Genomic DNA, 20,416 nt, shown 5'->3' with positions numbered 1-20,416 from the left:
TGTTAGATTTCATGGCCGTACTATCTTTTAGTGATGTTTTTAGAGAAAATCCTTCCGTCCTTTAAAGTAAAGCGTATTATGTATATACCCCAGTCATAACCGGTCATATTAATTTTCAACTGCTTATTCAAATCGGGTAAATTCTGTTGTTGGAATTTCCAGTGTACTGTACTATGCTGGTATAAAGAAACGGATTCGATCAATCCATCTACTTCCTCAGTCCAGTCAATAGTTAAATAGTCATTCACCGGAACAGGATACAGGCGTATCTGTTTCCAGAATGCCTTCTCATCAATGATAGAAGATGTGGCTAAAGAGGTTGTTTTGGATTTTGCTTCCGATGAAGTTTCAGGTACTTGTTTAGCACTGACATCGGGTCCCCTGTAGCGTTGATTACCAGCTTCGTCGTATTTAAAATAGATTTCTGTTCCCTGAGCAGACACACTCACGGTTGTGCAAACGAGTATTGCACTCATGCAGAGTTTTTTCATATTAATGTTTTTTTCAATTGAAAAGCTAATGCTTTCCAATGATATCAGTCAATATCGCACTGTTGTTTCATGAATATTGATCATTACAATATTAATTTCTAAATACAATTTTATCCTTTGGTTCTTTTTATATTATTAAATTATCTAAATCCAGCACTACAATTCTCTCAAAATCAACAAAAAACCCTTTGAAATAATTCAAAGGGTTTATCGATCTCTGTCCCGAAGGACTTCCTCTATATCCTGTAATGAAAATCCTTTTGCTTTCAATAAAATAAGGAAATGGTACATCAGATCTGCAGCTTCATTTTTAAAAAGTTCAGCATTATTATCTTTAGCTTCAATAACCACTTCTACTGCCTCTTCTCCTACCTTCTGGGCCATTTTGTTAATTCCTTTCTGATACAGTGAATAGGTATAGGATCCTTCCGTCTTGTTATCAATTCTCTGCGATACTTTTTCTTCAAGCTCATATAAAAATCCTTTGGAATCTTTTTCACCGAAACAACTGAAACTTCCGGTATGACAAACAACATTTGTAGGCGTTGCTTTGATTAAAATCGTATCCTGGTCGCAATCGATATCGATACTTTTTACGGTTAAGAAATTTCCGGACTCCTCTCCTTTTGTCCACAATCTGTTTTTGGATCGACTGTAAAAAGTGACAACCTTCTCTTGCTTTGTTTTCTCAAAAGCTTCTTGATTCATGTAGCCTAGCATCAGCACCTGAAGTGTTCTGTCGTCCTGAATAATTACAGGAACAAGCCCATTATCTTTATTAAAATCAATGTTCATCGTACTTTAATTTTCTGTTGTTTTAATTGTTGTTTTAAATCCTGTATTCCTACTTCGTTAAAATGGAAAATACTGGCTGCCAAAGCCCCTGTAGCTTTTGTTTCATCAAATACTTTAACAAAGTCATTTACCGTTCCTGCTCCTCCCGAAGCTATCACAGGAATGCTGATGTTTTCAGAAACCAGTTTTGTAATCCGAAGATCAAAGCCATTTTTCGTACCGTCACCGTCCATAGAAGTTAAAAGAATTTCTCCCGCACCCCGGACTTCAGCCTCTCTTGCCCATTCAACAGTTGTAAGTTGAGTGGCCTCCCGGCCTCCTTTAATATGCACCAGATCCAATCCGTTTACAAATCGGGTATCAATGGCAACCACAATACACTGACTTCCGAATTCTTTAGCCAGATCAGAAATCAGTTCTGGATTTTTAACCGCCGAAGAATTAATACTTATTTTATCTGCACCTGCTTCCAAAAGCTTTCTTACATCTTCAACGGAAGAAATTCCGCCTCCTACAGTAAATGGAATACTCAATTCCTGAGCAATTTTTTTCACGAGTTCAACAAATGTTTTTCTCTCTTCAATGGTTGCCGTAATATCAAGAAAGACCAACTCATCGGCACCATCCCTTTCATATTTCTTCGCAAGTTCTACAGGATCACCCGCATTTCGTAATCCTTCAAAATTGATTCCCTTGACCGTTGAACCGTCTTTTATATCCAGACATGGAATAATTCTTTTTTTAAGCATTTTCAATAAAATTTTTAAGCTGTTCCAGGGTTATTTTGCCTTCATAAATGGCTTTCCCGATAATTGTCCCTGTACAACCGAGATCTTTCATTTTATACACGTCTTTGATGCCCGAAATACCACCACTAGCCGTCAACTGAACCGCAGTCTTATATAAAATCTCAATATACAGTCCTGTGGAAGGCCCCTGCAGCATTCCATCCTTAGCAATATCCGTACAGATCACCTGCTGAATTCCTTTTTTCTTATACTGAAAAATAAAATCAACAACATCAAGATCACTTTCTTCCAGCCAGCCGGAGGTTTTGACCTTTCTGTTTTCGCAATCTGCCCCCAGAATAATTTTTTCCGGACCATATTGCTCAAGGATTCCCAAACAGAATTCAGGATCCTGAACAGCAATGCTTCCCAATGTAATCTGTTGAGCTCCGGAATTAAAAGCTGTTTCTATATCCTCCCTGGTTTTCAATCCTCCTCCGAAATCAATATGTAAAGAAGTAGAGCGGGCAATATTCTCCAATACCTTCTGGTTGACAATATGCCTGGATTTCGCTCCATCCAGATCCACCACATGAAGAAACTGAATACCAAAGCTTTCAAACTCTTTGGCTACTTCAACAGGGTTTTCGTTGTATATCTTTTTTGTGTTGTAATCTCCTTTTGAAAGGCGTACACACTTACCGTCGATAATATCAATAGCCGGAATAATTTTCATTTGTATATTTTTTAATTTACCTTATTGAAAGGCGTTTCATCACTATAATTGAATAAAATTGCTTAAAATCCTGCTTCCAATATCACCGGATTTTTCAGGGTGAAACTGTACTGCATAAAAATTGTCTTTCTGCAGGGAAGCACTGAACGGAAGAATATAATCACACACCGAAGTCGTAAAGTCTGACAATTCACAATAATAGCTGTGAACAAAATAAACATCACTCTCCTTTTCAACTCCGGTAAATAAAGAAAAACCTTGTTCTGAAACAGTATTCCAGCCCATATGAGGAACAAGATCCCTGGGAGGAAACCTTTTAACGCTGATATCAAAAATTCCCATTCCTTTGGTGTTCCCTTCTTCATTCCCGTTACACATCAGCTGCATTCCAAGGCATATTCCCAAAACCGGTTGTTTTAATGTTGGAATGAGGATATCCAACCCTTTTTCCTTCAGGAGCTGCATTGTTGAAGAGGCCTCACCTACGCCGGGAAAAATAACCTTATCTGCCCTCAGAATCTGCTCTGGATCATCCGTTATGACCGAACTGATATTTAACCTGTTTAAAGCGTTCTGTACAGAGCTTACATTACCTCCGTTATATTTTATTATTGCAATCATAAGTCTTATTTTAATTGTAAATGAACGGGTCGATTTATTTTAAAATTATTTTTAAATCGTTAAGATTATGGCTGAAGCCTGTGTTTCAGAAGCATATTTACCCATCTTTGATGAACATTAGCTTATCTTAAAGTCTTCAAATTTCTTAATGGTTAAATATTTAAAGTATATTTTAAACTAAATCCCATGTTCTACTTACTTATAAACTTCCTTTCGTGGAAGGTAATTTATAGTTGATATCTGATTGATTTACTGCCATTTTAATCGCTTTTGCAAAAGCTTTAAAAACAGATTCTATCTTGTGGTGTTCATTGTCACCTTCTGCTTTGATATTGAGATTGGATTTTGAAGAATCGGTAAAAGATTTAAAGAAGTGAAAGAACATTTCCGTAGGAACATCTCCTATTTTTTCTCTTTTAAATTCAACATCCCAAACCAGCCACGGCCGGCCTCCAAAATCAATAGCCACCTGAGCCAGGCAATCATCCATCGGAAGAAGAAAACCATATCTTTCAATACCTTTTTTCTGTCCTAAAGCCTTTAAAACAGCCTCACCTAACACAATCGCCGTATCTTCCACCGTATGATGCTCATCTACGGAAAGATCTCCGTTGACTTTAATGTTAAGATCCATATTACCGTGTCGGGCAATCTGATCCAGCATGTGGTCAAAAAAATGAAGTCCGGTAGAAATGTTTGATTTTCCGTTTCCATCAATATTTACTTCAACGTCTATTTCCGTTTCATTAGTCTTTCTATACACTTTTGCCTTTCTCATTCCTGATTTCAGAAACTGATAAATGTCCATCCAACTGGTCGTGGAAAGGCTGGATTTTACATTTAAGTTTTTATTTAGATAAATAGATTTACATCCCAAATTTACAGCAAGTTGCACATCACTATCTCGATCGCCAATTACATATGAATTTTCCAGATCATAATTTCCATACATATACTTTGCAAGCATTCCCGTTCCCGGTTTTCTGGTCGGAAAATTTTCATGTTCAAAACTCTTGTCGATTAAAATATCATTGAATATAATTCCTTCATTTTCGAAAGCTTTTAACATCTTTTCCTGAGGTTTGATAAAGTCTTCAAAAGGAAAACTTTCAGTTCCCAACCCATCCTGATTGGTTACCATTACCAGTTCATAATCAAGCTCACCGGCAATTTTTGAAAGGTTCTTGAAAACGCCGGGATAAAATTCCAGTTTTTCCAATGAATCGACCTGATAATCTGTAGGTGGCTCGATGATCAGCGTTCCGTCTCGATCTATAAATAATACTTTTTTCATATTTGGTTTATGTTGTTTTTAAAAGGTTGATCAATTTTTCATTTTCTTGCCTGTTTCCAATATTGATTCTAATACATCCTGGTATTGCTGGATCTCTTCTGCTGGTTAAAATTTCCTCTTTCAGCATTTTTTCATACACTCGCTCCACTTGTTCCATTTTAATTAAAAAGAAGTTGGCATCTGTAGGAAATACTTTTGAAATGCATCCGATATTTTCAAACTGCTCCTCTAACCAGGCTCTTTCTGTTAAAATGTTCTCTACATTGTTTGTCAACCTGTTTTCTTCTTCAATTGTATTCAGAATCAATTCCTGACTTAATGAATTTACATTATAAGGTGCTTTCACCGTGTTGATTAAGCTGATAATTTCTTCCGAAGCATAGGCAATACCTACCCTTGCTCCTGCAACTCCCCATGCTTTTGAAAATGTCTGAAGAACAATAAGGTTAGGATATTGGTCAAGGAGTTCCAGGCTTGATTTCTTGCCCGAAAACTCGATGTAAGCTTCATCTACTACCACAATTCCATTGAAATTCTGAAGATAAAACTCAATATCATCTGTACTATTTCCGGTCGGATTATTAGGAGAACACAGAAAAAATACTTTCAAAGGCTGCTGAATGATATTTAAAAAATCATCTTTAACAATATCAAAATTCTCATCCAGATCTAGTTTCAGGACTTTATTTTCATTAATTGTGGCATAAAATGCATACATCGCAAAAGAAGGATTCATCATGAGAATAGCATCTTTCTTCGGCTCACAAAAGACCTTAATGATCAGGTCAATCAGTTCATCACTTCCATTTCCGATGGCGATTTGTGAAGGTGAGACGTTTTTAAGATCAGCCAATTTATTTTTAAGCTTTTTCTGCGTGGAATCAGGGTAACGGTTGAATTCTCCGAAAGGGCTTTCATTTGCATCCAAAAAGACGGGTTCATTAAATTCATTATGGTCCCTGAAACTGATATATGGTTGTAGTTTTAAAATATTTTCTCTTACTAAAGAATTGATATTGTTGTTTTTCATTGTAGTACTGTTCATTTTAAAATAAAATTTTGATTATCAAATAATTAATCATCAATGTATCTTTTCAACCATTAAGATCTTCATCCTTCTTAATGGTTAAAAATCTTAAATTATTGTTGGATTATTGCAAGGGCGAAAAGATTTATTATACATGATGGATATTTTTTAAGACACAAGAAAATCAAAGATTTTCAGCAAGGATATCATCTCAATCTTTATACTTTCGAATATACTATTCAATTTTATCTCTGATAAAATCTTTGCGTCTTAAAAACAGCTCCCCATTTATTTTCTTGCGTCTTTGCGTTACCAACAAAACTAAGGTTGCAATTTTAATCGTATTGATACTGCATTTTTGTGGGCAAGAAGACCTTCTGCTTCTGCCATTATCTCTATGGTTTTTCCTAAATTCTGTAATCCCTCTTTTGATAGATATTGAAATGTTATTTTTTTCACAAAGCTATCCAGAGAAACCCCGCTATAATTCCTGGCATAAGCATTTGTTGGAAGGGTGTGGTTGGTTCCGCTGGCATAATCTCCTGCACTCTCACAGGAATAATTTCCAAGGAAAACCGAACCTGCATTTTGAACCATCGGAATATATTTATCAAAATTATCGACCGCCAGAATCAAATGTTCCGGAGCATATAGATTACTGAATTCGACCGCTTCCTCAATAGAGTCCATTAAAATAAACGAGCTGTTTTCCAGCGATTTATTGGCCAATTCATTTCTTGGTAAATCTTTAACCTGCAATCCAATAGCACTTATTGTCTCATTGAATACTTTAAGATCTGTCGTCAGAAAAATTACCTGGCTATCACCTCCGTGTTCTGCCTGGGAAAGTAAATCTGCAGCACAAAACTCCGGAATCGAAAGCTCATCGGCAATAACAAGCACCTCACTGGGACCGGCCGGCATATCGATGGCCACCCCATAACGTTGTGCATATTCTTTTGCCGCTACAACAAACTGATTTCCGGGGCCAAAGATTTTATAGACTTTTGGAACACTTTCAGTTCCCAGAGTCATGGCAGCAATAGCTTGTGCACCTCCTGTTTTAAAAATTTTTGTAACGCCACAGATTTTTGCGGCATATAAAATGGCTGGGTTTATATTTCCCTCTTTATCAGGCGGTGTGCAAAGGATAATTTCCTGGCATCCGGCTAAATTAGCGGGAACAGCAAGCATCAGTACGGTTGAAAACAAAGGCGCCGTACCTCCGGGAATATAAATTCCTACTTTCTCCACCGCTCTGTTTTCTCTCCAGCACACGACCCCTTTTGTAGTTTCAATTTTCTGGATTTCAGGTTTTTGTGAAGTATGAAACTTTGAAATATTTTCTTTAGCTTCCTGAATAGCCTGTTTCAAATCTTCAGAAATCAGGTTTTCTGCATTTTTAATCTCAGTTTCAGTAACTGTTACCGTGTCAGTTTTTGCCTGATCAAATTTTAAATTAAATTCTATTAATGCCTTATCCCCATTTGTTTTGACTTCATCGAATATTCCTTCTATTAACGCTGAAATTTCTTTTTGTTCTAAAACAGGACGTTGTACCAACTCCGGCCATGTGTTTTTTGTTGGATATCTGTATATTCTCATTGTATTACTTTTAATTTTTTAATCATTAAGTTTTTAATTTATATGGCTTTAATGTTTTTAGAAATGCGAAGCCACAAAGTTTTTTGATTCGTTTACCTTTTTAAAGCGCAAGAAAACCTGAGATTTTCAAATTAAATAACCATTTTATCAATTGGAATGATGAGTATATCCTGCGCTCCGTTGTCTTTCAGTTCATCAATCACATCCCAGAATCGTTCTTCATCGATAACCGAATGAATACTGCTCCAACCTTCTTCAGCCAGTGGTATAACGGTCGGGCTTTTCAATACAGGAAGAACGTCTGCTACCTTCTGAATTTTCTCATTAGGAACATTCATCAGGATATATTTTGAATTTTTGGCCTTTAAAACAGCTCTGATCCGGAATAAAAACTTGTCAAGAACCGCAGCCTTTTCATCTAACAACTGAGGGTTTTGAGCCAAAACAGCCTCGGACTTCAATAAGGTAACAGTTTCTCTGAGCCCGTTTTTGAATAAAGTACTTCCTGAGCTTACAATATCACAAATTCCGTCTGCAAGACCGATATTGGGAGCGATTTCCACAGAACCGGAAATGACGTGAATATCTGACGCAATGCCTTTCTTTTCTAAAAAAGCAGTAAGAGTATTGGGGTAAGAAGTGGCAATTTTTTTGCCTTGAAAATAGGTAAGATCATCAGTTTCGATGTCTTTAGGAACAGCCAGCGAAACCCGGCATTTTGAAAAACCTAATTTTTGAATAATCTGAATATTCTTTTGCTTTTCCACCAGGAGATTTTCACCCACAATGGCTACATCCACCACCCCATCTTCAAGGTATTGTGGAATATCCGAATTCCGGAGATACATAATTTCCATCGGAAAATTATCTACTGAAACTTTGAGCTGGTCTTTTCCGTTATTGACAAAAATCCCACAGTCTTTAAGAAGCTGTAAAGATTCCTCGTACAATCGGCCGCTTTTTTGAATCGCAATTTTTAATTTACTCATTTTGTCTTTTTTGAGTCTGAGTAAATAAAAACTGATCTATTGAATATTTCTGAGGAGAATTCAGGAAACAAAAAAACCGTCTTTTACTCAGACGGTTTTAATTATTTTTGATTTTAGCATACACATATATCAATCAATTCCGCCTAACAGAGATGATGATAATAATGATGTAATGCTAAAAAAGTTGGTTTCATTGTATTGAATTGTGGTACAAATGTAGGGTTTATTTTTAAACTGCAAAGTTTTTTCAAATAATTTTTTGATAAAGATTAATCAATTCTTCGGCAATCGCTGCATCGTTAAACTTCTGAACAAACTCGAAACCCTTTTCCTCACGACGTTTCCTTTCGGATTCATTTTCCCAGAGAAATTTTATTTTGGCACTGATATCAACATCATTATTCGGATCGATATAGACAGAGTCTTTTCCTCCCGCTTCAGGTAGGCAACTGGTATTGCTTGTAATGACAACAGTTTTGGAAAAAAGAGCTTCTATAACCGGAATTCCAAAGCCCTCAAAGAAGCTTGGATAGACAAAAATATCGGCCAGTTTATAAATTACAGCCAGCTCGTCCATAGAAACACCTTCAAGAAACAGTACCTGCTTTTCCATTTTATTTTTCTTCAGGAACGCCGCAACTTTCTGATAGTATTTGGTCTTTCTTCCTACCACAACCAACGGTATACTGGTGTCTTGGATGGCTCTGACAATATTCAGCAGATTTTTCCTGTCTTCAATGGTTCCTACATTCAGAATAAACCTTTCGGGAAGTATAAATTTATCACGGGTGGCCTGAGTAAATTCGGGAGACTGCTGTTCTTTAAATGCTTTGTGGCAGCCCTGGTAAATCACTTCTATTTTGGCTTCAGGAACTTTTAAAAACTGGACAATATCTCTCTTGGTCTGTTCTGAAATGGCAATGATTTTGTCAGACATTTCAGCAGCCTTTTTAAATTTCCAGAAATGAATTTTCCTATCGAAAAATGAATAGTATTCAGGATAACGAACAAAGATCAGATCATGAATGGTCACTACTTTTTTAATGGGTTTCTGATCCCATTTTAAAGGCAGCTCACCGGATAAACCATGGAAGATATCTGCTCCGAGTTTCTGGGCGTCTTTTCCCATTTTAAACTGACGGGAGAATTTTCCTTTTGAAGTTTCTACAAAACTTACATTCTGCCGGTTCAGAATCTCCTTTCCCCGCTCAGATTTGTTTTTGTTTAATAAAATATACTCATTATCCGGTTCAAACTGAGAAAGCATCCTTACCAGATCTCGTGAATAATTGCCCAATCCGGACGTATTGTGGAAAAAACGTTTTGCGTCAAAAGCAATCTTCATGCGTGTACCTGTTTTAGAAATTCCTGAAATGTCCCAAAGGTATGGCCTTTATCTTTAAGCCACCCTACAAAGGTATCAAATCTTTCTACCATATCTTTTCCTGAGTTTTTCACTGTAAATCCGGGAAGTTTGAATGCTTCGTCTTTAATTTCTGCAAATTCCCATGGATGGAAGTAGACATTCAGATATTTGTCCTTTTTTAAGGTATCAGATGTCAGTTTTTTGTAGAATGACAAAGGAAAATTATGGAAACTCAGCCAAAAGAGAGGGATTCTGAAATTTGGAGATACCGACGCGGGAACCTGCATTACATTTCCTTCTTTAAAATACGTTCTTGACACTTTAAGATTGTTATATCTTCCAGGTAAAAACGTAGGATTTATTGATGAGTTGTAAGAGTAGCCTGCTTTCTCCACTTCTTTTTCATCAACGGGCATCATTCTCGGCATTCTTAATCCGGTTACTTTCGTTGAAAATAATTCTTCCAGTTTTTCTCTTGATTCTTTGAGGTATTTATCTTCAAATTCTGAATGAAACCAGGTGTGAGAAGCCAGTTCGTGCCCTTCTTTTAATAACCTTTCAATAAGATGCTTGCTATTTTCTGCAAAAACCACTGTAGAAAAAAAGGTAGCTTTTGCTCCGTGCTTTTTAAGAATATTTAAAATATTTTCAAGCCCATGCTGAGATATAGAGATTTGTTTATCAAAAGAGATTTCTCCTTTATATTCTAAAGGCATGTCAAACTCCTCGATATCAAAACTTAATAAAACCATTTAAAAATTTTTGTTTTTTATAATATAATTTGGCCTTTCTTTTACCTGTTTAAAGATTTTGCCTAAATAAATTCCTATGATCCCCAGGATAATCAACTGAAGTCCTCCGAAGAACACAATCGTCATAATCAAAGACGCCCAACCTGAAATTTCTGTACGGGCTACAAAGGCATAGATCACATATCCGGCATATCCTATCACTGAAACAAGAGAGAATAAAAAGCCGAGATAAGCCGCTAAATAAAGAGGCTTTACACTGAAAGCAGTAATTCCGGTAAAAGCAAACTTGAGCATTTTTTTAAGATTGTAACTGCTCTCACCGGTCATTCTTTCTCCTGCAATAAAATCAATTCCGGTTTGTTTATACCCCATCCAGCTGGTAAGACCTCGTAAGAATAAATCGTCTTCTTTAAAATCTCTCATCGCCTGAACAGCATTGGCATCCATCAAGCGGAAATCCGATCCGCCTCCTTTGGTAAGATTCACATCGGAAAGGCTGGACAAAAGCTTGTAAAATACATCCGAGGTTTTCCTTTTAAAATAAGAAATCTGCTTGGGATATGTTCTTACCGTGTACACTATGTCATAGCCTTCTTCCCATTTTTTAATCATTTCAGGAATAAGTTCCGGAGGATGCTGGAGATCGCCATCCATTGAAATGACTGCGTTCCCGAATGCATGATCCATTCCTGCTTTTACTGCCGGTTGGTGGCCGAAATTTCGTGAAAACTCAATAAATTTTACCTCTTCATGTTTTTGAGACAATTCTTCCAACATTTGCTGGGTATTGTCTCTGCTCCCGTCGTTGACAAAGATGATTTCAAAATTGTAATTCCTTAATCCTAAAAAAACTTCTTTAATTTTTTCATGAACCAAGGCCACGTTACCTTCCTCGTTATGAGCAGGAATGACTATAGAAACTTTCTTCATACATTAATTTAAAGTGTAATCTTTTTCAAAATCCTTTGTAAGTAATTCATAAATCACTCTTAACCAAACGATAATACAAGGTACGGCTTTCAGGGAATATTTAATGATATAATTTTGTTTGATAAATTTCGGGAATAAATCTGAAGGAGAAAAACAGGTAAGGATGATAACAAAAACCAATAATCCTATTATCAAAGGTGTTTTTTCTTTTTGAAGGGTAAACCAGATCATCACTCCTGCTACGGCGATAATATAGGTCGGCGATTCTGAACCTGAGCTAAACAATACCAAAAAAAGCAATGTAGAAGCCAGAATCATCAATTGATAGGCATAGTTCTTATACTGCTTTATTCTGATATAAGGTAAAGCAAATAAAGGAACTCCAAAGGCTAAAAATGTAAGGTTAGAAATGGAAGCATCTCCTAAAATCCTTCTTACAAATCCCATTAAAGAAATGTCCTGCATATTTCCCAGAACCTGATTATCATTATTTTTTGAAATCAAAGATGTTGCCCAGTCTGCATAACTCTGGATCACAAATTGTGGACTGGAATAAATCATTGGAATACACAAACATAGCACTCCAACTACAATTCCTGCCAGAATAAACTTTATTTTATTTTTAATAAAGAAAAACTGTGAAAGCCCAACGATTCCGTATAGTTTTACAAAAATACCAACGACAATCGCCGTTGCAGATTGCACTTCTTTTCTTTCATAAATATAGGTTGCCGACAGCATCAGAAGTCCTACCAAAGCAACATTAAACTGCAAACTTACCGCTGCGGTAATATATTCCTGCAAACATAATAAGGCAAACAATGCTTTTTTCGGATCTGAAAACGGAAGTTTGTGAATCGCATACAGGAAAATTCCGGTATTCGCGACATTCCACAGAGAAATTCCCAACCAGTCCGGCATTACCGCAAATGGAGCAATCAGTAAACTGAAGAAAATGCCATAATGATTCATATCGGAATATTGCTCAGGGTACTGCAAATACAGATTTTTCTGATCAAGAGTATTGAAAAATACCCCTTTGAAAATCAGATAATTGTTAATAGCCTGATATCCTCTGGAGAATTTAGACAGCGCAGTAGCAATGGCTACAATAAGATAAACCCCAAATATATATTTAGGGTTTAATAGTATTTTAAGAAATTTTTCTTTCAAAATTGTGCGGTATTAGTTTAAAATTAATCTTAAACAGCTACATTATTATCTCTTAATGCATCATTCAGAGATGTTTTTTTATCTGTAGATTCTTTTCTCTGACCAATGATCAATGCACATGGAACCTGGTACTCACCTGCCGGATATTGTTTTGTATAGCTTCCCGGAATTACCACGGAACGGGCAGGAACTCTTCCTTTGATTTCGATAGGCTCGCTTCCTGTTACATCAATAATTTTTGTAGAGGCAGTCAATACCACATTAGCTCCCAATACAGCTTCTTTTTCTACGTGAACACCTTCTACAACGATGCATCTTGAACCGATGAAACAGTCGTCTTCGATGATTACCGGAGCAGCTTGTAATGGTTCTAATACACCTCCGATTCCTACACCACCGCTTAGGTGAACGTTTTTACCGATTTGTGCACAGCTTCCCACCGTTGCCCAAGTATCTACCATTGTTCCGGAGTCTACATATGCCCCGATGTTTACGTAAGACGGCATCAAAATTACTCCTGAAGCCACGTAAGAACCTTCTCTTGCAATGGCGTGAGGAACTACTCTTACACCTTTTTCCGCATAATTTTTCTTTAAAGGAATTTTGTCATGAAATTCAAACGGACCTACTTCAATAGTTTCCATCTTCTGGATTGGGAAATACATTACTACTGCTTTCTTCACCCATTCGTTTACCTGCCATCCGTTTTCTGTAGGTTCCGCTACACGAAGTTCTCCGGAATCAAGTAAAGAAATTACCTCTCTTATCGCTTTCTTGCTGTCTTCATTTTGTAATAGTTCTCTATTATCCCAAATGTTTTCAATAGTTTGTTGTAACGACATGTTTCTTATTTAAATTAGTTTGAAAAATTATACCGGCCAAAGATACAAAAAAGTTCAGCAAAACAGGTTTTAACACGTTGCTTTTAATAAAGACTTAGCATACGCCTAACCCTCTTTTTATAGCCCTCATAGATTTCTCCGTGCTGCTGAAGTAAATATTCTTCCTCCAGCCTTATTTGAATCTGCATCAGAATACTTGCTACAAGTAAAAATAGGAAGGCTATCAAAGTAGGAAAAAGGAGCAAAAAACCCAGAAGACTGACTGTCATTCCCAAAAATATCGGGTTTCTTGAAAATTTGAATAATCCCCGGGTAACAAGTGTCGTTTTCATTTCATGATCAATTCCAATACGCCATGAGTCCTTCATCTGTAATTGAGCGGTAATCGTCCATATTAATGCCAATATCATTAAAGTAATTCCCACATATCGCAAACCGGGAACATCCAGAAAATTAATGGTAAAGCTCTGTCTTATCTGATCAGGAATCCATGCAATTAAAATGGTATAAATAAACAGCATCAAAAGAGTACGTTTAAAATATCTGCCAATAAAAGCATAAGCTGAATCATCTTTTGGGAAAACACTTGGATTTTTCCCGATGTCTCGAGCAACTTTGAGGCTGATCCCCAGAAAGGCAATTAAAAGAAATAACAGGAAATAAGAAGGAATAAAAAATCTGATAAAGTCTGTCATAATGTATAGTTTTTTGACAAATTTCAAAGATTTTCGGGTGCAATGTTATTGCGTTTTGTGGCTGGATATTAAATATTGGATGGGCTAAAGCCCACCCCTATTGAATATAGTATCTGATCTATAGTACAATCTTTGACCTAAACGATTGATTTTTCTGCACTTTTGGTTTTCTTAAATTCTGTAAGGCTTATTTTATGTTGTTTTTTAAAAAATTTATTGAGATGGCTTTCATCTGAAAATCCAAATTCCGTAACAATCTCATTGATCCTCATATCGCTGAAAAGGAGGCGGTGCTCAATCAATCTCAATTTATAATTCAAAATATAATGGGTAATCGTTTCTCCGGAGTGGTTTTTAAAATAGCTGCCAAGATAGGTTTCAGAAAGTCCAAATTTCTGTGAGATAACGGAGACTTTCAGAAGTGCCGGATCGTGAATATTGCCCTGGATGTAATTGATAATTTCTACTATTCTTTTATCACTATTGGAGCTTATATTCTCGGCCCGCATCTTTGAAATATTCCTCGCAGCAATTACAATCAATGCATTCACATAATGCAGTGTCAATTCTTCCTGATAAAGATCAGGATGATCAATACCGTGAAGAAGTGAAGCAATAATTGAATCCACCAAAACAATATCGGGTTTATTCTGCAGGATACATCCTGAAAGATAAGAAGCTCCGTAAAGCAGACATCCTATTGAATCAATACTATTCCACCTGTAATCTTTTATATAACGTTCACTGAACTTTACGAGTAAAAGTTCTGTTTTTTCTTCAATATTCAAAGAGTGCTGATCATCCGGTGTCATGAGTATCAGACTGCCTTTAGTGAAGGAAGCGATATTGTTGTTGATGATAAAAGATCCTTTTCCGGAAATAACATATACAATCTGAAAAAAGGAAAACTGAATGTCTTTTAAGGGACAGTTTTCAGCCTGATGATATTCAACTTTTACCAATTGATCGATGTTCTCTCTTTTCATACGGTAAAATTACTTATTTATCATTAAATTATACTGATTTTTTACATTTTTTCTGTCCAAATTTGCTACATCAAAATTTTTTAAATCAATGAAAAGATCAATCTATGTTCTCGCCCTGGGAGCTTTTGGTATTATTACTACAGAATTCGGAGTGGTGGGTATTCTGCCTACCATCAGCCGGCAATTCGGAGTATCAATAGATACGGCAGGCTGGTTACTGAGTGCTTTTGCCATAACCGTTGCTGTTTCTTCCCCGTTTATTACTTCATTCACGACCAAGGTAAACCGTAAGTTTTTACTGTGTCTTGTCATGAGCATATTTGTACTTTCAAATCTGATATCTGCATTTTCCACCAATTTTACTATGCTGATGATTGCCCGAATATTGCCAGCTATATTACATCCTCTTTTTTGGAACATCTCCATTGCGATTGCCTTCAAGGAAAAGGGAGCAAAAGGAGTGTCCACTGTCATGTTGGGGCTAAGTCTGGCTACTGTGCTTGGTATTCCGATGACAACGTATGCAGCAGATCTTTTCCATGACTGGAAAGCTTCATTCTTCCTTAGCAGTGCAATCAGTCTCATTGCATTTATTGGCTTATTGCTTTTTATTCCTTCCCTGCCTGGAAAAAAAGAAGAATCCGGACAGAATCAATTTGCCGTAATGAAGGAACCTCTTTTATGGATGAATCTGATCTCAACGATTTTTACATTGGCGGCCATGTTTTCCAGTTACACCTATCTTACCGCCTATCTTGAAGAAATTACCAGAATGAATGGTGCAGAGATCAGCATTATGCTTCTTCTTTTCGGTGGTATGGGAACTCTAGGCAACTGGCTCATGGGAATAGCTTTACATAAAAATGTGCAACTGACGACAAGGTTATTTTTAATCTTATTAATTGCCGTACAAATTTCAGCTTATTTTCTGGGGGGTATTTTTATTGCGATGGTCTTTATCGTTTCTTTTTGGGGAATGATTCACACCGGTGGCTTTTTGGTTTCAAATATCCGTACCACACAATCTGTTCCTCATCATGCCCTTGAATTTGTGAATAGCTTACTCACATCATCTTTTAATATTGGAATTTCGTTGGGAGCATTTCTTGGAGGAATCGTGAGTTCCTATTATGGAGTTCATTATATTCTTTCAGTCAGTGTCTTACTTCTTATCATCACCTTCGTTCTGAGTTTCTTTTCTTTCCCGAAAAATGCAACAGAAAATGAAAAAGAAGAACATAATGAATTTGCAACAACAGCTTGTAAGCAAACCTAATTCATTAATATATTGAAATTATACTTTAAAAAGAAAGCAACCCATCTTAAATGAAGGGTTGCTTTTTATGTTTTATAGATTTTTTTTAGAAGAAGCCACAATGTAAATTGTGATAAAACCCATCTTCTTTTATTAAATTTCGGCTAAAGCCAGTGGAAAATCTTTTATTATTGGACGGACTAAAGCCCATCTCTATTGATATTTATTGTTAAAGATCATTTACAAAAGAATAAACTCCATTGTTTTTTCAATATGTCTTTCTTCAGTGATTCCTAGTGCATATTTACTGTTTTTTCCAAAATTATACTTTGCAAGATAAGCATGATTTATCTCTTCTGTAAGCTCGTTCAGATCCTTAGGAATGGCAGCTGTTATATTATATATTCTATCACCACATTTAATCTGTCCTTCCGCGCACTCCAGGAAAGCAGTGTACCAGCTTCTTTTTGCAAGCCCCCACGAACGGGCAAAAATTCTGTTCTGAACGGCTACCATCCATATTTCCAAGAAATCAGTTCTTTCTGACCCGGCTTTGATTCCCATAAGGTTATTATTTTTAATAAAATCCAGGACTTCATCTGTATTCATAAATAAAAGTTTTCTGCGAAATTATGATAAGAAACAGTGCGTAAAAACTTTTTTATGTAGTATTCAGTAAATATGATGTATATGATTAGTTTATTGATTCGGTTTGCTTTTAAAGCATCATTTTACTCAGCGCATTATTAAGACATTCTTTATAGCTTTTGGCTACGGTAATTTTTAAATCTCCGCAAATAAGCTGATTATCTTCAAAGGAATCAATAGTAGTTAAGTTGACAATGTATGAATGATGAACCCGCATGAATTCATCAGGAAGATTTTCGATCAGATCTTTGAGTGTCTTATAATAGATATATCTTTTATGGTTGGTCGTATGAACTTCTACATAATTCCCCAGCCCTTTAATGACAGTAACTTCATCATAGAAAACTTTGATCAGTTTTTTATCTGTCTTAATAAAAGCGAAGGTTCTATTTTTCATGTAGAGTAATTATAAAACCCTTTGTGCATGCAGATAAGCCTTGTTCCAATACTTTTCATTAAGAGATGAAATGATGACCCCTTTTGAAGTAGAAGCATGGATAAATTTCACTTCTCCATCCGGACCTATATCGTGAACGATTCCTACGTGTGACACTCTGCTGCCTCCTGCTGTCGCAAAAAATAATAAATCACCGGGTTTTACCTCTTTAATATCAATATTTTTCCCGGCATCAGCCTGATCTGAAGATCTTCGGGGAAGGTTGAAGTCATTTTCTTCAAATACTTTTACCGTAAATCCTGAACAATCAAACCCTGATGAGGTATTTCCTCCGAATTTATAAGGAGTTCCAAGGTATTTCTCGGCATCTTTTAAAACATCATTAATTGATCTTGAAACACTACCTCCAAATCTGGAATCCAGTTTTCTAAGATTTTCAGATTTAACGACCGTTTTAGATCCCGATTTTTTTGAGGAAGAAACTTTTTTCGATGTCCCGCAGGAAACTACAAAAGCAGATGCAATCAGTAAAACAGACAGCTGCTTTATGCTTATTTTTTTTTGAAATAATCCCGTTACCATATTCATCTGATTTTTACTTAATTAAGTATTGGTACACAAATATACATTTTATATTTTAATTATAATATAACTATACTACAACTATATGATAAATATATGTTAAAATTTTTAATTCATATATTTATTGCTATATTTGAGTTCAATTTTGCGACATGGCAACATATGAAAGTTTAATCAAGATTACAGGAGCTGTAGGCGACCTTGTTTTTTATAATCTGAACGGTAAAAATGTGGTTCGGAAGAAAAGCGGGTTTAATAAAAAGGCTTTTAACAAAAATCCGTCTTATGAAAAAGTAAGGCAGAACAGTTCGGAATTCGGGCACTGTTCAAAGACGGGAAAAATGATAAGAGGTTGTCTGGAATCCTATATTAAAGAATCAGGTGATCTCCTCCTCTACCAGAAGTTTGCAAGATTGATGACTGAAATAAAGGATTTTGATACGGTTTCCAGCCGGGGGCAACGAACTGTTGAGAATGGGTTGAAAACAGATGAAGGGAAGAAACTTTTGAAAGAATTCTGTTTTGGAGAAAAGAAAAATTTGGCATCAGCCGTACAGATTAAAGAACAGAATCTTTACACAAGTGGAAATAATAAAGCAGATGAAGCAATCATTGTAACCATGAAACTGGATTCTCAAAATTATACTGCTGAATATATTGAAGAAACAGTTTCATTATCTGAAAAAGAAGCAAGTTTTAAAGAGCAATTTAATAAAGAAGATTTTGTCCTTTATTTTATAGCACTGAAGAAAAAGAATGAGATTATCCACATGGGATTTGTATAAACAAAAAAGTCTGCGCGTTGCAGACTTTTTATTTTATTTCTTTTCTCCTTTCCAGGTTCCGTACTGTGCGGGAGTTGGAAGTGAATTTGACCAGCTTCCGTTTCCTTTTTTATTTGTTTTATCTATATTCAGTTTTCCTTTGAACTCTCCTTTTGCAGGAAGACCTACAGTTCCGTTCAAATCTCCTGAATTACTTAAACTACCGGAAATACTATAATTATCAGTAGTAGTATTAGAATGCATTGTTCCTGTCACCTTACCTGTATTGTCTACTACAATGTTCCAAACACCATTATCACCTCCTTCAAAAGTACCTGACCATGTTCCTACGTAATCGTAAATGGTTTCATCGTCAGAGCTGCAACCGATAAATAAAAATGCTGTTAATAAAAGTAAAAATAGTTTCTTCATAGTTTCAGTAGTTTAATAACCTAAAATCCTGTTATTCTCCGTTTGCATTCGTTCCTGAAAAGCCCTGCAATGAGAAATAGTGTTTAATATTTATTATTTTTTGTTCCGTGCAAATCTACTAATTTTTTCATTCAAATTATCTGAATTTTAATCAGCAGGTAATATGTTTATTAAAAAACAACATATTCCGGCTAAAATACAAATATTTTTCAAACAAATTCAAGATCAAGAAATTTTGAATTAGCACTTCAAGGATATGTTAAAAATTTTCTGTAATAAACAAAATAAGCTTTCAATCATCCTATACATCACATTTAACACGAATTTTTATACCAAATCAAAGATATTTCTTACCTTAGTGACAAATTCAAACACACTCAATTTAATAACATGAAAACAAAGACTTCTTTTTTGGCAGTGCTTACTTTTTGTAGTTGTGCAAGCGCTCAAATAGGAATTAACACCACCTCTCCTACCAATACACTGGACGTTAACGGATCAGTACGTGTAAGACCACTAGCCAATCCTGATAGAAAAATTGTATCAGCCGACGCTCAGGGCGTTTTAACCCTTATCTCACCGGAAGAAATTTTTTCACCAAAAGCGGTATTGAATACTTCTACTTCACCTGCAGAACAAAGATCAACCATTTATGAAGGACAATGTTTCCAGCCTGCAGATAATGCTTCCTCGTGCACTGTTACTTTAAATCACTACAGCTCATGTGCAGGATTCACCAATGCTGTGGACACTCAGATTATTGTCGGACAAGGCATTAATACCGGAAACGGACAATTTCTAGGAACCTGGACAGCCCGTTATGTTGATGATAAAGGATTTTTCGGAACGGCACCGGTAGCCAACCAACTTCCCCCGGATTACCCGAGAATCTCCTATCCTACGGCCAATATGGCGAATTATCTGGGAAGCGGATCATTTTCAGGACAGTGTAATACGGATATTGTGACCACCATCAATCAAACGACAGGAACAATTAAAGTAGAATCGGTGAAGCGAAGTATGTTTGCTCATCTTGTCTATCTTATTGGGGTGGCACGTTCAAAAAGTTTATAATTCTCCAAATATTTGATTTTAATTACAGACGGCTGCAATTCATATTGCAGCTGTTTTTTTATTGTAAAAGACTTGCTATCAAATGAAAAGCCCCCGGGAGGAGGCTAAAAACTATTGGGTTAAATGAAAAACTTTGAATAAAAGTAGGAAAGATTAGCAGGAGGTTTTATGAGCGTGGTCATATTGGGCATTTTATTAAATCAACAAGTTGTTGGATAATATGGATAATACCCA

General features: G+C 36.0%; 23 protein-coding genes. 3 read left to right on the top strand and 20 right to left on the bottom strand.

What is annotated here, in order from left to right:
- Positions 1-20: 20 nt before the first annotated feature.
- The 16 genes from EG342_RS17150 to EG342_RS17075 all read right to left on the bottom strand — a co-directional run bounded on the left by EG342_RS17150 (position 21) and on the right by EG342_RS17075 (position 15,030).
- Positions 21-491 carry a T9SS type A sorting domain-containing protein gene (locus tag EG342_RS17150; RefSeq protein WP_246008647.1) on the bottom strand — a complete coding sequence of 157 codons (471 nt, stop codon included), beginning with the start codon at positions 489-491 and terminating at the stop codon, positions 21-23.
- A 207-nt stretch (positions 492-698) separates the two neighbouring features.
- Positions 699-1,286: a bifunctional phosphoribosyl-AMP cyclohydrolase/phosphoribosyl-ATP diphosphatase HisIE gene (gene hisIE, locus EG342_RS17145; protein ID WP_103292584.1), complete on the bottom strand. Its 588-nt coding sequence runs from the start codon at positions 1,284-1,286 to the stop codon at positions 699-701.
- Positions 1,283-2,035: an imidazole glycerol phosphate synthase subunit HisF gene (hisF, locus tag EG342_RS17140; RefSeq protein WP_103292585.1), complete on the bottom strand. Its 753-nt coding sequence runs from the start codon at positions 2,033-2,035 to the stop codon at positions 1,283-1,285. Before hisF ends, hisIE begins: the two co-directional genes overlap by 4 nt.
- Positions 2,028-2,750 (bottom strand): 1-(5-phosphoribosyl)-5-[(5-phosphoribosylamino)methylideneamino]imidazole-4-carboxamide isomerase, encoded by a 723-nt coding sequence (gene hisA / locus EG342_RS17135; RefSeq protein ID WP_103292586.1) that lies wholly within the window; start codon positions 2,748-2,750, stop codon positions 2,028-2,030. Before hisA ends, hisF begins: the two co-directional genes overlap by 8 nt.
- A gap of 42 nt (positions 2,751-2,792) precedes the next feature.
- The gene (gene hisH / locus EG342_RS17130; RefSeq protein WP_103292587.1) at positions 2,793-3,371 is read right to left on the bottom strand and encodes an imidazole glycerol phosphate synthase subunit HisH; all 579 of its coding nucleotides are present in this window, start codon (positions 3,369-3,371) and stop codon (positions 2,793-2,795) included.
- Between the two features lie 199 nt (positions 3,372-3,570).
- The gene (hisB, locus tag EG342_RS17125; RefSeq protein ID WP_103292588.1) at positions 3,571-4,665 is read right to left on the bottom strand and encodes a bifunctional histidinol-phosphatase/imidazoleglycerol-phosphate dehydratase HisB; all 1,095 of its coding nucleotides are present in this window, start codon (positions 4,663-4,665) and stop codon (positions 3,571-3,573) included.
- A gap of 7 nt (positions 4,666-4,672) precedes the next feature.
- A complete protein-coding gene (hisC, locus tag EG342_RS17120; protein WP_246008646.1) occupies positions 4,673-5,710 on the bottom strand; it encodes a histidinol-phosphate transaminase in 1,038 nt (345 codons plus the stop codon).
- 303 nt (positions 5,711-6,013) lie between these two features.
- Positions 6,014-7,297, bottom strand: a complete 1,284-nt coding sequence (hisD, locus tag EG342_RS17115; protein WP_103292589.1) for a histidinol dehydrogenase — start codon at positions 7,295-7,297, stop codon at positions 6,014-6,016.
- 131 nt (positions 7,298-7,428) lie between these two features.
- Entirely contained in the window at positions 7,429-8,286 is an 858-nt protein-coding gene (gene hisG, locus EG342_RS17110; protein WP_103292590.1) for an ATP phosphoribosyltransferase, read from the bottom strand.
- Positions 8,287-8,533: 247 nt separating this feature from the next.
- Positions 8,534-9,631 carry a glycosyltransferase family 4 protein gene (locus tag EG342_RS17105; RefSeq protein ID WP_103292591.1) on the bottom strand — a complete coding sequence of 366 codons (1,098 nt, stop codon included), beginning with the start codon at positions 9,629-9,631 and terminating at the stop codon, positions 8,534-8,536.
- Positions 9,628-10,404 (bottom strand): polysaccharide deacetylase family protein, encoded by a 777-nt coding sequence (locus EG342_RS17100; RefSeq protein ID WP_103292592.1) that lies wholly within the window; start codon positions 10,402-10,404, stop codon positions 9,628-9,630. The genes EG342_RS17105 and EG342_RS17100 overlap by 4 nt, the downstream gene beginning before the upstream one ends.
- Positions 10,405-11,334 carry a glycosyltransferase family 2 protein gene (locus EG342_RS17095; protein ID WP_103292593.1) on the bottom strand — a complete coding sequence of 310 codons (930 nt, stop codon included), beginning with the start codon at positions 11,332-11,334 and terminating at the stop codon, positions 10,405-10,407.
- A 3-nt stretch (positions 11,335-11,337) separates the two neighbouring features.
- The gene (locus EG342_RS17090; RefSeq protein WP_103292594.1) at positions 11,338-12,507 is read right to left on the bottom strand and encodes a glycosyltransferase family 87 protein; all 1,170 of its coding nucleotides are present in this window, start codon (positions 12,505-12,507) and stop codon (positions 11,338-11,340) included.
- Between the two features lie 29 nt (positions 12,508-12,536).
- Positions 12,537-13,349 carry a 2,3,4,5-tetrahydropyridine-2,6-dicarboxylate N-succinyltransferase gene (locus tag EG342_RS17085; RefSeq protein ID WP_103292595.1) on the bottom strand — a complete coding sequence of 271 codons (813 nt, stop codon included), beginning with the start codon at positions 13,347-13,349 and terminating at the stop codon, positions 12,537-12,539.
- Between the two features lie 83 nt (positions 13,350-13,432).
- Complete coding sequence (locus EG342_RS17080) at positions 13,433-14,044, bottom strand: methyltransferase family protein (protein WP_246008645.1); 612 nt, start codon at positions 14,042-14,044, stop codon at positions 13,433-13,435.
- Positions 14,045-14,181: 137 nt separating this feature from the next.
- Positions 14,182-15,030: an AraC family transcriptional regulator gene (locus EG342_RS17075; RefSeq protein ID WP_185126907.1), complete on the bottom strand. Its 849-nt coding sequence runs from the start codon at positions 15,028-15,030 to the stop codon at positions 14,182-14,184.
- Between the two features lie 88 nt (positions 15,031-15,118).
- On the opposite strand from EG342_RS17075, the gene EG342_RS17070 reads away from it, so the two are divergent.
- Positions 15,119-16,306, top strand: coding sequence for an MFS transporter (locus tag EG342_RS17070; RefSeq protein ID WP_103292597.1), 1,188 nt, complete (start codon positions 15,119-15,121; stop codon positions 16,304-16,306).
- Positions 16,307-16,525: 219 nt separating this feature from the next.
- Here the strand turns inward: EG342_RS17070 and EG342_RS17065 are convergent, their stop codons facing one another.
- The 3 genes from EG342_RS17065 to EG342_RS17055 all read right to left on the bottom strand — a co-directional run bounded on the left by EG342_RS17065 (position 16,526) and on the right by EG342_RS17055 (position 17,918).
- Positions 16,526-16,894: a DUF2255 family protein gene (locus EG342_RS17065; protein WP_103292598.1), complete on the bottom strand. Its 369-nt coding sequence runs from the start codon at positions 16,892-16,894 to the stop codon at positions 16,526-16,528.
- Positions 16,895-17,003: 109 nt separating this feature from the next.
- Positions 17,004-17,330 carry a LytR/AlgR family response regulator transcription factor gene (locus EG342_RS17060; RefSeq protein ID WP_103292599.1) on the bottom strand — a complete coding sequence of 109 codons (327 nt, stop codon included), beginning with the start codon at positions 17,328-17,330 and terminating at the stop codon, positions 17,004-17,006.
- Between the two features lie 9 nt (positions 17,331-17,339).
- Complete coding sequence (locus EG342_RS17055; protein WP_394338007.1) at positions 17,340-17,918, bottom strand: C40 family peptidase; 579 nt, start codon at positions 17,916-17,918, stop codon at positions 17,340-17,342.
- 146 nt (positions 17,919-18,064) lie between these two features.
- On the opposite strand from EG342_RS17055, the gene EG342_RS17050 reads away from it, so the two are divergent.
- Positions 18,065-18,697, top strand: a complete 633-nt coding sequence (locus EG342_RS17050; protein WP_103292600.1) for a hypothetical protein — start codon at positions 18,065-18,067, stop codon at positions 18,695-18,697.
- A 33-nt stretch (positions 18,698-18,730) separates the two neighbouring features.
- Here the strand turns inward: EG342_RS17050 and EG342_RS17045 are convergent, their stop codons facing one another.
- A complete protein-coding gene (locus EG342_RS17045) occupies positions 18,731-19,108 on the bottom strand; it encodes a hypothetical protein (protein ID WP_103292601.1) in 378 nt (125 codons plus the stop codon).
- 390 nt (positions 19,109-19,498) lie between these two features.
- Between EG342_RS17045 and EG342_RS17040 the strand changes: the two genes are divergently transcribed.
- On the top strand, positions 19,499-20,182 hold the full coding sequence (locus EG342_RS17040) for a hypothetical protein (protein ID WP_103292602.1): 684 nt from the start codon (positions 19,499-19,501) through the stop codon (positions 20,180-20,182).
- Positions 20,183-20,416 lie beyond the last annotated feature (234 nt).

This window comes from Chryseobacterium lactis, assembly GCF_003815875.1.
In the GTDB taxonomy this organism is placed as follows: Bacteria; Bacteroidota; Bacteroidia; order Flavobacteriales; family Weeksellaceae; genus Chryseobacterium; species Chryseobacterium lactis.
Note: the sequence above shows the minus strand (reverse complement) of the source record. Positions and strands in the feature narration are given on the sequence as shown.

Bases quoted from the DNA above. Each gene is read 5' to 3' on its own strand.
- EG342_RS17070 (WP_103292597.1), top strand. From the start codon at position 15,119: ATGAAAAGATCAATCTATGTTCTCGCCCTGGGAGCTTTTGGTATTATT.
- hisB (WP_103292588.1), bottom strand. From the start codon at position 4,665: ATGAAAAAAGTATTATTTATAGATCGAGACGGAACGCTGATCATCGAG.
- EG342_RS17075 (WP_185126907.1), bottom strand. From the start codon at position 15,030: ATGAAAAGAGAGAACATCGATCAATTGGTAAAAGTTGAATATCATCAG.
- hisC (WP_246008646.1), bottom strand. From the start codon at position 5,710: ATGAACAGTACTACAATGAAAAACAACAATATCAATTCTTTAGTAAGA.
- EG342_RS17065 (WP_103292598.1), bottom strand. From the start codon at position 16,894: ATGAATACAGATGAAGTCCTGGATTTTATTAAAAATAATAACCTTATG.
- EG342_RS17055 (WP_394338007.1), bottom strand. From the start codon at position 17,918: ATGAATATGGTAACGGGATTATTTCAAAAAAAAATAAGCATAAAGCAG.
- EG342_RS17100 (WP_103292592.1), bottom strand. From the start codon at position 10,404: ATGGTTTTATTAAGTTTTGATATCGAGGAGTTTGACATGCCTTTAGAA.
- hisD (WP_103292589.1), bottom strand. From the start codon at position 7,297: ATGAGAATATACAGATATCCAACAAAAAACACATGGCCGGAGTTGGTA.
- EG342_RS17045 (WP_103292601.1), bottom strand. From the start codon at position 19,108: ATGAAGAAACTATTTTTACTTTTATTAACAGCATTTTTATTTATCGGT.
- hisIE (WP_103292584.1), bottom strand. From the start codon at position 1,286: ATGAACATTGATTTTAATAAAGATAATGGGCTTGTTCCTGTAATTATT.
- hisA (WP_103292586.1), bottom strand. From the start codon at position 2,750: ATGAAAATTATTCCGGCTATTGATATTATCGACGGTAAGTGTGTACGC.
- EG342_RS17085 (WP_103292595.1), bottom strand. From the start codon at position 13,349: ATGTCGTTACAACAAACTATTGAAAACATTTGGGATAATAGAGAACTA.
- hisF (WP_103292585.1), bottom strand. From the start codon at position 2,035: ATGCTTAAAAAAAGAATTATTCCATGTCTGGATATAAAAGACGGTTCA.
- EG342_RS17040 (WP_103292602.1), top strand. From the start codon at position 19,499: ATGAAAACAAAGACTTCTTTTTTGGCAGTGCTTACTTTTTGTAGTTGT.
- EG342_RS17150 (WP_246008647.1), bottom strand. From the start codon at position 491: ATGAAAAAACTCTGCATGAGTGCAATACTCGTTTGCACAACCGTGAGT.
- EG342_RS17050 (WP_103292600.1), top strand. From the start codon at position 18,065: ATGGCAACATATGAAAGTTTAATCAAGATTACAGGAGCTGTAGGCGAC.
- hisH (WP_103292587.1), bottom strand. From the start codon at position 3,371: ATGATTGCAATAATAAAATATAACGGAGGTAATGTAAGCTCTGTACAG.
- EG342_RS17060 (WP_103292599.1), bottom strand. From the start codon at position 17,330: ATGAAAAATAGAACCTTCGCTTTTATTAAGACAGATAAAAAACTGATC.
- EG342_RS17080 (WP_246008645.1), bottom strand. From the start codon at position 14,044: ATGACAGACTTTATCAGATTTTTTATTCCTTCTTATTTCCTGTTATTT.
- hisG (WP_103292590.1), bottom strand. From the start codon at position 8,286: ATGAGTAAATTAAAAATTGCGATTCAAAAAAGCGGCCGATTGTACGAG.
- EG342_RS17105 (WP_103292591.1), bottom strand. From the start codon at position 9,631: ATGAAGATTGCTTTTGACGCAAAACGTTTTTTCCACAATACGTCCGGA.
- EG342_RS17095 (WP_103292593.1), bottom strand. From the start codon at position 11,334: ATGAAGAAAGTTTCTATAGTCATTCCTGCTCATAACGAGGAAGGTAAC.